The 12,252-nt window shown below is 31.7% G+C and carries 14 protein-coding genes and 2 pseudogenes; 8 read left to right on the plus strand and 8 right to left on the minus strand.

Features of this window, described 5'->3' with window-relative positions; translation table 11 throughout:
- Window positions 1-213: 213 nt before the first annotated feature.
- From HSX44_RS04030 to purE, 8 genes and pseudogenes are all read right to left on the minus strand, one after another.
- A complete protein-coding gene (locus HSX44_RS04030; RefSeq protein WP_275602249.1) occupies window positions 214-558 on the minus strand; it encodes a helicase-related protein in 345 nt (114 codons plus the stop codon).
- Entirely contained in the window at window positions 530-694 is a 165-nt protein-coding gene (locus HSX44_RS04035; RefSeq protein ID WP_458695382.1) for a helicase-related protein, read from the minus strand. Before HSX44_RS04035 ends, HSX44_RS04030 begins: the two co-directional genes overlap by 29 nt.
- A 20-nt stretch (window positions 695-714) precedes the next feature.
- Window positions 715-1,422 (minus strand): annotated as a pseudogene (locus HSX44_RS04040) (DEAD/DEAH box helicase).
- A 10-nt stretch (window positions 1,423-1,432) separates the two neighbouring features.
- Entirely contained in the window at window positions 1,433-1,687 is a 255-nt protein-coding gene (locus HSX44_RS03045; protein WP_014868777.1) for a cold-shock protein, read from the minus strand.
- 175 nt (window positions 1,688-1,862) lie between these two features.
- The gene (locus HSX44_RS03050) at window positions 1,863-3,197 is read right to left on the minus strand and encodes a TldD/PmbA family protein (RefSeq protein ID WP_275602250.1); all 1,335 of its coding nucleotides are present in this window, start codon (window positions 3,195-3,197) and stop codon (window positions 1,863-1,865) included.
- A gap of 19 nt (window positions 3,198-3,216) precedes the next feature.
- Window positions 3,217-4,089 (minus strand): ATP synthase F1 subunit gamma, encoded by an 873-nt coding sequence (gene atpG / locus HSX44_RS03055; RefSeq protein ID WP_275602251.1) that lies wholly within the window; start codon window positions 4,087-4,089, stop codon window positions 3,217-3,219.
- A 635-nt stretch (window positions 4,090-4,724) separates the two neighbouring features.
- Entirely contained in the window at window positions 4,725-6,590 is a 1,866-nt protein-coding gene (gene mutL / locus HSX44_RS03060; RefSeq protein WP_275602252.1) for a DNA mismatch repair endonuclease MutL, read from the minus strand.
- A gap of 7 nt (window positions 6,591-6,597) precedes the next feature.
- Complete coding sequence (gene purE, locus HSX44_RS03065) at window positions 6,598-7,089, minus strand: 5-(carboxyamino)imidazole ribonucleotide mutase (protein WP_275602253.1); 492 nt, start codon at window positions 7,087-7,089, stop codon at window positions 6,598-6,600.
- 408 nt (window positions 7,090-7,497) lie between these two features.
- On the opposite strand from purE, the gene HSX44_RS03070 reads away from it, so the two are divergent.
- From HSX44_RS03070 to HSX44_RS03105, 8 genes and pseudogenes are all read left to right on the plus strand, one after another.
- The gene (locus HSX44_RS03070) at window positions 7,498-7,779 is read left to right on the plus strand and encodes a helix-turn-helix domain-containing protein (RefSeq protein WP_175818544.1); all 282 of its coding nucleotides are present in this window, start codon (window positions 7,498-7,500) and stop codon (window positions 7,777-7,779) included.
- A gap of 64 nt (window positions 7,780-7,843) precedes the next feature.
- Window positions 7,844-8,230 (plus strand): DNA-directed RNA polymerase subunit omega, encoded by a 387-nt coding sequence (rpoZ, locus tag HSX44_RS03075; protein WP_275602254.1) that lies wholly within the window; start codon window positions 7,844-7,846, stop codon window positions 8,228-8,230.
- A 139-nt stretch (window positions 8,231-8,369) separates the two neighbouring features.
- The gene (locus HSX44_RS03080; protein WP_275602255.1) at window positions 8,370-8,528 is read left to right on the plus strand and encodes a monovalent cation/H+ antiporter complex subunit F; all 159 of its coding nucleotides are present in this window, start codon (window positions 8,370-8,372) and stop codon (window positions 8,526-8,528) included.
- Window positions 8,529-8,531: 3 nt separating this feature from the next.
- Window positions 8,532-8,819: a monovalent cation/H(+) antiporter subunit G gene (gene mnhG, locus HSX44_RS03085; RefSeq protein WP_275602256.1), complete on the plus strand. Its 288-nt coding sequence runs from the start codon at window positions 8,532-8,534 to the stop codon at window positions 8,817-8,819.
- Between the two features lies 1 nt (window position 8,820).
- Window positions 8,821-9,342 (plus strand): DUF4040 domain-containing protein, encoded by a 522-nt coding sequence (locus HSX44_RS03090; RefSeq protein WP_275602257.1) that lies wholly within the window; start codon window positions 8,821-8,823, stop codon window positions 9,340-9,342.
- Window positions 9,343-9,344: 2 nt separating this feature from the next.
- Entirely contained in the window at window positions 9,345-9,773 is a 429-nt protein-coding gene (locus HSX44_RS03095) for a Na(+)/H(+) antiporter subunit B (RefSeq protein WP_275602258.1), read from the plus strand.
- On the plus strand, window positions 9,760-10,086 hold the full coding sequence (locus HSX44_RS03100; protein ID WP_275602259.1) for a cation:proton antiporter subunit C: 327 nt from the start codon (window positions 9,760-9,762) through the stop codon (window positions 10,084-10,086). The genes HSX44_RS03095 and HSX44_RS03100 overlap by 14 nt, the downstream gene beginning before the upstream one ends.
- Before the next feature lie 122 nt (window positions 10,087-10,208).
- A pseudogene (locus tag HSX44_RS03105) lies at window positions 10,209-12,053 on the plus strand (sigma-70 family RNA polymerase sigma factor); the annotation flags it as partial.
- Window positions 12,054-12,252: the final 199 nt, after the last annotated feature.

Consider the following 12,252-nt stretch of genomic DNA (forward strand, 5'->3'; position numbering starts at 1 on the left):
TCTTTTTAAAATTTAAAGATTTAGATATTTGCTATTTAAAATAGTTAAAACTAGATAAATTAATACACCTATTTATTCTTTTTTTTACTGTCAGATCAAGTTCTACCGAATACAATAACTTCTTAGAATACTTCTTCTTGCTTTTCATATTTAAATTCTAAAGAACAGAAGAGTATACCTTCCGTAGCACTCTGCTCTTTTCTTCAAAAGAATTTATCCTTCTCTTACCGTATCTTTCAATGCATCTGATCTTTTAAAGAACTTCTTATTGTTATGTTTTTTAAACTGTGCACTATAATCAAAATTTGTTTCTCCTGCTGTGCTCGAAAGTACAAATAGTTTTCTCCTATCTTGAGGTATGATAAAAGATAACGCATGTTCTTCAGCTCCAGTTCGTGCAGTCCTACCTACACGATGGATATAGTCAGCTTGCGATTGTGGTACATCATAATTGACAACATATTGAACATGTGGAATATCAAGACCACGAGAAACAACATCTGTTGCAACCATAATTTGATTACGACCATTACGGAAAAAAACTGATAACCCTTTCACGTTCGCGCTGCATTAAATTACTATGGATTGCCAAAGCACTATAGTTATCTTTGCACAATTTGTTAGCTAACTGATCTGCTCCTTGTTTCATTTTAACAAATATAATGATTGATCCTTCACGTTGACATAGTTGCATAATAAGTTTACTATATTTTTCTAGCTCTGATGCATAAATAATTTCTTACTTAACTTTTGTAGAAATTGCAACTTCATTTTCAATCGAAATATGTTCTGGCTGACCAAGATATTTCGCAGCAAGCNNCACACTATACTATTAGGAAGAGTTGCAGAAAACATGAGAGTTTGTCGTATTTTTGGGAGATATTTCATAATCTCTTCAATTTGAATTCCAAAGCCTATATCAAACATACGATCCATTTCATCAAGCACAAGAGTATTGACATTATAGACCATCAAAGCTTCACGTTCAATATGGTCTATAATACGACCAGGAGTACCCCCTACCATAATTTGTGGCTCTTTCTTAAGCTAACTTAGCTACTTGAAAATAGACTCACCACCAATTAGCAAGGCAATTTTTAACACGGAATTTTGAGATAAAAGCTTTCTTATTTCATTTGTTATCTGCTGTGCAAGCTCTCTAGTTGGTACAATAACTAAAGCTGAACTAACACTAAAATCATCTAACAACTTAGCAATCAACGGAATAACGAATGCCAAGGTTTTTCCAGTTCCCGTTTGAGCAGAACCGAGAATATCTCTACCTTGTAGAGCTAGAGGAATTGCCTGTGCTTGAATCGGAGTTGGAATGAAAAAATTATGTTTATCTAGAACTTGCTTGAGTGAAACTGGAAGATCCATTTCATGAAAGCTGCCTATAGCTCTATTAAAAACTCTTACCATCGAAATCTAGTTAACTTTCTAACAACTTTAAATTTATTGCAGATTTTTTTCCTTCTCCATTCTTACCGCGCTCTTCTCTAAGCTCATAGCTTACTCTTTCTCCTTTTATTCCCTTTTCCTTGTTTTCTCCTTTAAGTGAATCAGGTCTTATTCCTGAACGCTCTAATGTACTAATGTGCACAAAAACATCGCTGCCTTTAGCCTCTGGCACAATAAAACCATAACCTTTTTCAGCGCTAAACCACTTTATATTACCAAATTCCATGTAAACACCCCCTTAAAACTATTGACTAATATTGCTAATGTGATGAAAAACTTTGAAATTACAACTGAAAATGCCTGAAGTCTAGTTATTAAAACTAAACCTCTATACTCCATAGTCTACTCTAACATTACATGATTATAGTACACAATTATTGTATTTAATGCAACTAGAATTTCTAATTACCGAGCGAGCCTGCAATTATCATTTCATTAATTTTAATCGTTGGCGAATTAAACTGCCCACAAAAAGTTAAATCGTTTGCAACAACCAAGTTATTAAACATATTTTCTAAATTGCTAGCAACAGTAATTTCGTGTATTGGATACGCTATTTTTCCATTTTCTATAAAAAACCCTGACGCACCTTGACTGTAATCACCATTAATTAAATTAACACCAAAGCCAAATAAATCAGTTATATATACTCCCTCCTTCACTTCCTCAATCAATTCTTCAAACGATATATTTCCATTTTCAATATAGAAGTTACTAGCTGCAGGAAGAATTGCAGCGTTGTTTGCACGTATTGCGTTTCCAGTTGTTTCTAAATTTAGTTTTTTAGCTGAGTACAGATCTAAAATCCAATTTTGTAGCACTCCGTTCTTTACAAGTATGTTCTTTTTGCTAATTATCCCCTCTCCATCAAAAGGTCTTGATTCTATACCTTTCGGTAGCAATGGGTTATCAATGATGTTAATTCTATTATTAAAAACCTGAGTATTTAAACTATTTCTCAAGAAAGAGCTGCTACTCACGATGCTACTACCATTTATAGCAGAAGCAAAACTTTTTACCAGTTCTTTTGCTGCTCTTTTTTCAAAAATAACTGGAAGTTTGCCAGTTTTAATTGAACGTGAATTCAATTGGTCAACCGCTCTTTTTGCTGCTTCTTTCCCTATTAACCTTGGCGATCTTAGGTCATTGAAATTACACGCTACATCATAACTATAACCAACCTTCATTTTACCTTTTCCTCCAGCAATAACAGAAACTTGATTAGCAAAGATTGATTTACTAAATGAGCCGACAAAACCAGAAACAGTAAACAACACTGTATTTACTAAAGAATATGAAGCAGAAGCTCCTTCAGAATTAACAACTTCTTTACATAAAAAAGCTGAATTTTCTGCAGCTTCAGCAATTTTTTTTAAATTATCAATAGTTACAACATTATTATCTAAGATACCCAAATCTGTAGAAGAAGTATAATTACCTCCATCTACAGCAAAATTAATGTAAGGATCCTTTGGTACGTTCTTTGCCATTTCTACTACTTGACTTACCGTATTACTAAGATTGTTTAAATCATTTGTAGAAATATATGCAGCTTTAGTTTTGTCTACTATAGCTCTGATTCCTACAGTGCAATTTTTAGATTGGGATATTTGTTCAACTTTTGATAGGCGTTGAGAAACTGATATTTTATTAATTTCATATATTGAAACTTCTGCGCCTTGATTTTGCTTTTTTACTAATTTTATAACATCTGCTGCAATATTTAGTATATCCATTTCTTACCTCCTTAGGTTTTCATAAAGATTCTGCACCACCTATCACTTCAATCAAGTCGGTTGTAATCGCTGCTTGACGAGAACGATTGTAAAGTAGAGCTAATTTATTCAGCATTTCTTCGGTATTTTTATTTGCCGATTCCATAGTAACCATTCTAGCGCTATTCTCACTTACTACACTTTCAAGTAAAGCGGAGTAAAGAGCAGCTGTAATATAATCTCGAATCAAAGATTGCAAAATAAATTCAGTATTTTGAGGTTCATACCCATAGTCATAATCTACCATTGAAGTAGTTAAAAAATTAATAATTAAAGATGAGTCTTTACTCCACGGCTTTATTGTTTCCAATGTCGGTTTTTGTGTGAAGGTATTATAAAATTTGTTATAGAAAACCTTGACTTTGTTGTATTTACTGAGATCAATATCATCAATTAAAGATTCTATATGCTTTAACGTAATTCCCTTACTGTTTTCAACCTTCAAGATAACTTCAGAATCAAACCTATTTTTACCTATGTCAAAAGCTTTTTTACCAAGAAATATAATATTTACTCTTTTATCACTTATAATTAATTTATTAATATATTCTTGACTAAACCTTACAATAGAAGAATTGAAGTTACCACACAAACCACGATCAGATGCAATAATAAACACTAGATAAGTACTGTCACTATCAACATTTAAAATTTTTGCCAAAAATTCTTGATCAACTGATACCAGCAATGAAGAAACAATGTTATGCAGCTTAGATATATACAATCTTGAATTTGATAACTTTTTTTGGCTCTGCAATAATTTTACTGCAGAAACCATTTGCATTATTTTTGTGATTTTCTGTACAGATCTAATATTTTTGATTCTTAAAGATAGTTCCTTTAAGCTTTCCATTTTATATATAACTCTAGCTTATTAAAATGTACAATCATTCATTTTAAAAAACAAGTTTTTTTGATATAAAGAAAATATAAGATGATACACGGCACCAGAATTAACGTTTATAATGTTACCTAAGTAGCTAACACCGGAATCCAAAAAAAAGAAATATAGACTTCCAGCTTACATGTTGAATGACACTATCCGTTGTAAGAGCATATCTTCGTTCATAATTATATGGCTAACTATAAATATTTAGAAAATTTACTAAGTAGAAAAGAAAATAAAAGAAACCTTGTAGTAGCTAGTTATTTAACATTCTACAAACTAGCTATTCTACACTATCTTAAACGACTTATAAATGCGTTTTCAGCTTGAAATCTTAGAATCTTCTAGATAAAAATTAACAAAGACATGAGAGAAACAGATAGTGCAAAAATTAAATATAAGATACTAACTAAGTATACACTTTCGTCGTTTAACCTGCGCAGCTTAAAGATAACTGAATACTTTCATTATCATAAATAGGAAAATTGGTAAGCTTTGTTAAGCAGTTTTACGTCTAGATTTGAATTTTTGAAGTCACAATATTTATAAAGTGTAGATAACGAGAAAGGGGTGATAAAAAGTTTATATGCTCACGGCACTTCTCATTTCCTCCCAAACAATTTTTCAATATCACTTAGTTTCATTTCTATGTAAGTCGGCCTTCCGTGGTTACATTGCTCGGAATATGGTGTTTCTTCCATCTGCCTAAGCAGCATATTCATTTCTTCTAACCTCATTTTTCTACCCGCCCTAATCGATCCATAGCAAGCAATCGTAGCTAATATTTTGTTTACTTTATCTTCTATTGGTAAAGTGTCTTCTATTTCGGTTAATCTATCAACTATATTCATCAACATCTCCTTCACATCTATTGTTCCCAAAATTGCAGGAATTTCTCTTGCTATAACTTCATTTTCTGATTTAATTTCAATATCAAAACCTATTTCAAAAAGCTTATTTTTATAAATCTCAATCATCTCCATCCCAATTTGATTCTTAATTTCAACTACTTCAGGAAAAAAAAGCTTTTGTCTTTTTATGCTTGACTTTTTTTTTAAGCATTCATAAATTAACCTCTCATGAGCTGCATGCTGATCAACTATAATTAATTTGTCTCTAGCCTCAGCAATAATATAAATATTGTAAACCTGGCAACGTGCAAACCCAAGAGGATAGCTTTCTATCAAGTTAATTTGTTCCCTTTCTAAAACCATAGTCTCTGCTTGTAATGAAGATTTTTGTATACCAGTACAATCAAATAACTCTGACCGTTCTAATAAGCTTTTCTCTCCCTTATTTAGCAAATTGAACCCTTTCATTAACTGATTATCTAAATTGCTTGACTTTCTCTTATAGAATCCTTTACGAATACTAAATGCACTAGGTAACATGTTTTTAACGAAACCACCTGTTATTGAAGCAATTGAATGCCGGAATTCACTGCAGATTTCAGAATTACATGCTGGAATGACATCAGAAATACCTATTCTAGTTGATAATGCTTTTATTATCCCCCTTCTCACTATCCCATATATCGCCTTCTTATTCTGAAACCTCACTTCTAACTTATTCGGATGCACATTCACATCTACTTGGTCATATGGTACCTTTAAATGTAATGCTACAAAAGGATACCTGTCACTCGGAATAAAATCATGATACGCATATCGAATTGCACCGATAAGTAGATTATCTTTAATCGGTCTTCCATTAACAAACGTATAAATCATAGTTGAATTGCTATAATTAACAGTTGGCTTGCAGATGTGTCCTATAAGTCTAATACCATCTTTTTCTTCATCAATTTCTAAAGCATTACCATAAAATTCTTCTTCTATTTCACATAGTCTACTAAATAATGAGGTTTGCTTGACATATTTTAAGAGCTTTTTATTGCCTGAACTAAGATTAAATCCGATATTATAGCTAGCCATCGCTAAGTTGTTTACAATATCAACAATATTTTGAGTCTCTGCTCTTTCACTTCTTAGGAATTTCAGTCTATTCGGAGTAGCAAAAAATAAATCACGAACTTCAACATGTGTACCCTGCGATAAAGAACAAGGAGTAATTTCTACTACTTCTTCTCCACCCTCATAACCTACAGACCACGCTTCATTTGTTCCTCTTGCTCTAGACGATAACTTTACTCTACTTACTGCTGCTATCGATGGTAGCGCTTCCCCTCTAAAGCCAAGATGTTTAATTTCTATTAATTCACTATCATTCAATTTTGAAGTAGTATAGCGCATAAATGCAAGTTTCAAATCACTCTTCTCCATTCCATTTCCATCATCTATAACAGTAATAAGATTACGCCCACCGCTTTCTATTTTAATCTCTATTTTTGAACTTCCAGCATCTATTGCATTTTCTACTAGCTCCTTGACTACACTTGTTGGCCTCTCAATTACTTCTCCTGCTGCTATACGATTTATGGTTTTTGTGTCTAAAAGAACTATTGCCATAAGCCTATTACGGTGCTGGTTTTTCTTTCACTAAATCGGTCTGTTTGTTTCTCCATTCCCTTAATCTACCTGCAATTTCACTGTTAGAAATTGATAACATAGATGCTGCTGCAATAGCAGCATTGCATGCTCCACTTTCTCCTATAGACATAGTTGCAACCGGAACACCCTTTGGCATTTGCACTATCGATAATAGACTATCCAACCCATTTAACTCTTTACTATACACAGGAACACCAATAACAGGTAAACAAGTAAGCGACGCTACCATACCAGGTAAATGAGCTGCCCCCCCTGCACCAGCTATAATAATTTTATAACCCTTTTCTTGTGCAGATTTAGCAAAATTAAAGAGCCTTTCTGGTGTCCTATGCGCAGATATTATAAATATATCATGCGAAATTCCTAATGCTTTTAACATATCAACAGCATAAACCATAGTACTATAATCTGACTGACTTCCCATAATTATAGCAACATCTTTTTCTACTTTTGTCATATTAAACACAATTTAATCTATTAACTAAACAGTGTTCCAGTTAAAAAACAACAAATATTTGAATTACATTACAAGTAATAGTGTATGGCATTCTTATTAAAATAAAAGTCATAAATAAGCATCTACATTTAAGACATAGGAACATAAATCTCTCTTTTTTCATATAAAATAGAAAAATTTATCCTAAATTTTGTAGTTATTACCAGTTCTTGCTATGAATGACCTTTTAAGGCCAAATAATAGTTTAAAATTAACATAAATCTGATAAAAATATCAATAAACAATAGACTCAAAGTCTTGCCGTATTAATATCATATAATTATTTAGCATAAATTATATGATATTAATACTTTGAGATATCAAATTTATGTTGTAATGTTTTACAAAGCTATTGATAGGTAAGTATATATGGAAATAATATCGTTAAACAATAATTCATGCAATGTAGAAGTAAAAAAGAAGTTGCTTAACATAATCAGTAAAGTTATAGAAAGAAACGCTTGGACTCAAGCTCATGCAGCCGAAAAGCTAGGTGTTGACCAACCAAAGATATCACAAATTAAAAATGGCAAAACAGATGGTTTCTCTTTAGAAAGACTGTTAAGCTTTCTCAAAAAATTCGAACATGAAATAACAATTACGATAACAGAAAACCAAGCAGTAAGACCTGAACACGAAGCTAGATCTTAAAGAGATACACAGTTGACATTTTGTTTTTTATAGTATAGTATGAAACTTATTCAAGTAGTATTTTATGGCTGAATCTATTATAGAAAAATGTATAAGGCAAGTAAGCAACCGCTTTAAGTTAGTTCTGTTAGCAAGTCAGAGAACACATGATTTAAATACAGGAGCAAGCAGTTCAATTCAAGCAGATGAATTTAAGGGTCATAAAAATACTATTATTTCTTTATATGAAATAGCAGAAAGGCAGGTAAATATTCACGAGCTATTTAATCTCTTGGTAAGCAGATGCAAAGGATATATGAAAGAAAATATAAGTAACATAAGCAAGTTAGAAAAGCTACTGAGTTCTCCTCATAACAAGTTCAACATAAGTTCTGATGTAAATCAAGAAAGTACTAATATCCAAGGCAACGAAGTAAAAAGTAAAATAGATGATCAAGATAATAAAAAATAGACGACGAAGAGCAAATCAAATAGAAGGCTACTAAAGAGTTTGTAATTTATAAATGATTCACGCTGCTGTTTATTTACTATTATTTTGCATTGTTACAATGTTATGCCATACAGTATTCAGTTCGAGTATTTATGATAAAGTGCTAGCGTTTAATAATTTTTCAACACAAGTAGTCTTACTTATACCAGCAATATCGATTATTTTAAACAGCGTCTTCTTGCTTGATATAGCACTATTATATGCCGGCATTAGCTTTATGTCAACTTTAGCATTAATGAAATTAGTGTTGCTTCGATAATTTATGATAGGGTCTACTTTTATATTCTTAGGTATATGTTTAGTAATTATCTCAACTATAGGAATAATTAGATTCCCAAGTTTTTACACTAGATTACATGCAGCAGGCATTACAGATTCTAGTGGCGCAATGTTATTGTTAATTGGTTTTGCTCTGCAAAATAAACTTTCAATCAACACTGTCAAAATCATATTATTGATTCTTATACTATGGGTAGCCAATTCAACTAACAGTTATATTCTAGCGCATACTTACTATAGAAGTAAGGAAAAAACTATTAAAGAAGATTAAAATGTTAGAAATATTAAACATAACATTACTCTTGCTGTTACTTATGGTTACAGTTTTTATAGTCCTTTCAAAACACTTAATTATGAGTGGTATTTTAATGTGCGCATTCAGCTCACTTATTGCACTTATGTACTTAATCATGAATGCACCCGACGTTGCAATTACTGAAGCTTCAGTTGGTGCAGGACTTAGTACAGTTTTTACGTTTGCCGCACTTTCTTTAATAAAGAACCATAAAATAAATCTATCTCACAGCCCTATAATGCTTTTTTTTATGTTATTTTTAGCCATATGTTTATCATACTTTATGACTCAACTACCAGATTTCGGCAGCCATGATGCTCCAATCCACCTACATGTTGCTCCTTATTATATAGAAAATACTGAAAAAATTACTGGTGTTCCTAACATAGTAACGGTCATTTTAGCAAGCCTCCGTGGCTATGATACATTTGGCGAAACTATAGTAGTTTTTACCGCAGCACTCTGTATAATACTGACACTAAAAGAAGAAAAAGAATAAGAATGGTTAAAGATCCTGTGTTAAATACAATATCATTTTTAATGATACCCTTTATTATTCTATTCGCTCTATATATACAATTTCACGGTGACTACACTCCAGGTGGAGGTTTTCAAGCAGGAATAATTATCGCTTCTGGAATAATACTGTATTCAATGATATTTGGTATATCCACAACTTTAAAAGCGATACCCTATTCTGTGATTAAATTTACTAACATATTAGGCATTTTAATTTATGGAGGAACAGGCATTGCAACAGTTTTACTTGGCCGAAGTTTTTTATCTTACGATATATTGTTGGCTAACAATGTTACTGGTCAAAAATTAGGTATTTTCTTGGCGGAACTAGGTGTAGCACTTACTGTCTGTTCCTCCATGCTTATTATATACATAAGCTTTGCCCGTAAAAAAAATAATGACTTTATATAACTATACAATTATTATTATATTAATGATACTGGGTTTATACATTATCATAAATGACAAAAATTTAATCAAGAAAATGATAGGAATAAATGTTTTTCAAGCATCCGTTTTGTTATTTTATATATCTTTAGGATATATAAAAAACTCATTACCCCCTATACTGGGGTCAAGTCTTCATTTATATAGTAATCCTATACCGCAAGTTCTAATGCTTACTGCCATAGTAGTTGGAATTGCAACATTTTCAGTTGGGTTATCTATAGCAGTAAAAATAGAAGAAAAATATGGAAAAATTGACCAAGATAAATATATGTGAATTAATAGTATCTTAAACTATACGAAGTAATAAGTAGCCAGAAGCTAAACCATCATAGGCTTTCATTCACTGTAGGTCTATTTACTAGCATAGTAAATAAAGTTTAGATTACAAAGGTAATAATGTCAGCTATTAATAACGAAGAAGATAAGAAAAAAATCATCAGAGATCTTGTAACCAAGAGTATAAGAAAGGGTGGTTTTATCACTTTTGATGATATAAATGAAAAATTATCAGACGAAAATTTTTCATCTGATTTTATAGATGATACCGTATCCCTATTACAAGACTCCGGAATTAACATACTTGAAAGTAGCGAAGATGAAGAGGATGCTCCTTCTAATAATAATGACAGCAAACTAGATGACGACGATACATTATCAAACGTTGCTACAACTTTAATACAAAATGACGATCCAGTAAGAGTTTATCTACAAGATATGAGCTCTGTGAAACTCTTATCAAGAACAGATGAAATCACAATAGCAAAAAAAATTGAATCTGAAAAGCACAATATGCTGCGTGCAATAATTGAAACATCAGCAACATTAAGAATGATAAAAGCATGGCGTGATGATTTGAGCAGCGGATCTCTCTCACTGAGAGAAATCATAGACCTAGATGCAATTTATAATTCCGATTTTAATGCAATGCCTAAAGAAGATGTTAAAGAAAATATTGAAGATATTGATGGTTCTGAAGATGCTGAAAATGATAAACACTGCGAAGATTATAAAACGGATAACAAAAAAAACAACGACGAGCAAGAAAGCGGTAACGAGAATATAAGTTCAACAAACTTAAATGTTTCTATCCTCGAAATGGAAAATGATTTATTACCTAAGGTAATGGTTGCACTAGATGAGATAATTACTTTAGCAAATAAAGCACTAACACTAAAAAAAAATTCTTCTAGTGAATTAACATATAAAGATTTATATAATCAAATATGGTCCACTGCGCTACAAATTAAATTAAGCGACACCGCTACTGCTAAAATCACACAAAAACTTTATAATATAAATAGATCTATTATGCTTGAAGAAGCAAATCTTATTTCTGAAGCTAAAAAATACGAGATCGATAGAGAAAGTTTCTACGAGGTTTATGACAATGTACTATTAAAGTATGAGTCAAAAAATATAGATCTTTTAAAAATTAATAAAAATCTATCTTTTCTCAAAGATGAAGTAAAAAACAAATTCGCAAAGTTTATAAATGACAATTTTGAATACATAACTAATACTTTAAATAATATAAAGCAGTACGTACAAGAAGACAATGTACAAGAATTTAAGGAATTAATCAAAAAAATACAAAAACATGAACGAGAAATCTCTGAAGCAAAACAGGAGATGATCAAAGCTAATTTAAGGCTAGTAGTTTCTATCGCTAAAAAATATTCAAACAGAGGTCTTGCTTTGCTTGATTTAATACAAGAAGGCAATATCGGTCTCATGAAGGCTGTGGATAAATTTGATTACAAACGTGGATACAAATTTTCAACTTATGGAACCTGGTGGGTAAGGCAATCAATCACTAGAGCAATACCAGAACAGTCCAAAGTGGTTAAAATACCGGTTCACATGGTAGAAATTATTAGCAAAATCAATAGAACACTAAGAAAGTTAACTCATGAGATGGAAAGAGAGCCTACATTAGAAGAATTGAGTATAGAACTTGGAATGCCCTTGGAAAGAATACGTAAAGTTATGAAAATAGCAAGAGATCCGGTCAGTCTCGAGGCTCCAACAGGAAAGGATGACAGTAGCACTTTCGGTGATTGTATAGAAGATAAGCGAGTTTCAAAACCAGAAGATGCTGCAATACTTGCTGATTTACGAGGCATTACAACTAATGTCCTTGCAACTTTAACGCCAAAAGAAGAGAGAATTCTAAGAATGCGTTTTGGCCTTGGTAAAGATGGAAAGGAACACACCTTAGAGGAAGTAGGAAGAATCTTCAACGAACCTGATTAGTTCGAAAATGATTTCATAATGAATGACGAATGATTTTGATAGCTATTTATATGGAATGAAATTATACTGAACGATGAATAAAAATTTTACATAATCAAATTTTTGAATATACCAATTGATTCTTATTATTGTCACTACTTGCATCGATAATATATTGCGACACCCCATTTTTATTATCGCTTAAGAA

Origin of the sequence: Wolbachia endosymbiont of Onchocerca gibsoni, assembly GCF_029169405.1 — a bacterium.
Taxonomy (GTDB): Bacteria; Pseudomonadota; Alphaproteobacteria; order Rickettsiales; family Anaplasmataceae; genus Wolbachia.

Excerpts from the sequence above, each read along its gene's own strand:
- atpG (WP_275602251.1), bottom strand. The coding sequence starts at position 4,089 with ATGGAAAGCTTAAAGGAACTATCTTTAAGAATCAAAAATATTAGATCT.
- HSX44_RS04035 (WP_458695382.1), bottom strand. The coding sequence starts at position 694 with ATGCAACTATGTCAACGTGAAGGATCAATCATTATATTTGTTAAAATG.
- HSX44_RS03050 (WP_275602250.1), bottom strand. The coding sequence starts at position 3,197 with ATGGATATACTAAATATTGCAGCAGATGTTATAAAATTAGTAAAAAAG.
- rpoZ (WP_275602254.1), top strand. The coding sequence starts at position 7,844 with ATGGCTGAATCTATTATAGAAAAATGTATAAGGCAAGTAAGCAACCGC.
- HSX44_RS03095 (WP_275602258.1), top strand. The coding sequence starts at position 9,345 with ATGGTTAAAGATCCTGTGTTAAATACAATATCATTTTTAATGATACCC.
- HSX44_RS03070 (WP_175818544.1), top strand. The coding sequence starts at position 7,498 with ATGGAAATAATATCGTTAAACAATAATTCATGCAATGTAGAAGTAAAA.
- HSX44_RS03090 (WP_275602257.1), top strand. The coding sequence starts at position 8,821 with ATGTTAGAAATATTAAACATAACATTACTCTTGCTGTTACTTATGGTT.
- HSX44_RS03045 (WP_014868777.1), bottom strand. The coding sequence starts at position 1,687 with ATGGAATTTGGTAATATAAAGTGGTTTAGCGCTGAAAAAGGTTATGGT.
- mnhG (WP_275602256.1), top strand. The coding sequence starts at position 8,532 with ATGATAGGGTCTACTTTTATATTCTTAGGTATATGTTTAGTAATTATC.
- purE (WP_275602253.1), bottom strand. The coding sequence starts at position 7,089 with ATGACAAAAGTAGAAAAAGATGTTGCTATAATTATGGGAAGTCAGTCA.
- HSX44_RS03100 (WP_275602259.1), top strand. The coding sequence starts at position 9,760 with ATGACTTTATATAACTATACAATTATTATTATATTAATGATACTGGGT.
- mutL (WP_275602252.1), bottom strand. The coding sequence starts at position 6,590 with ATGGCAATAGTTCTTTTAGACACAAAAACCATAAATCGTATAGCAGCA.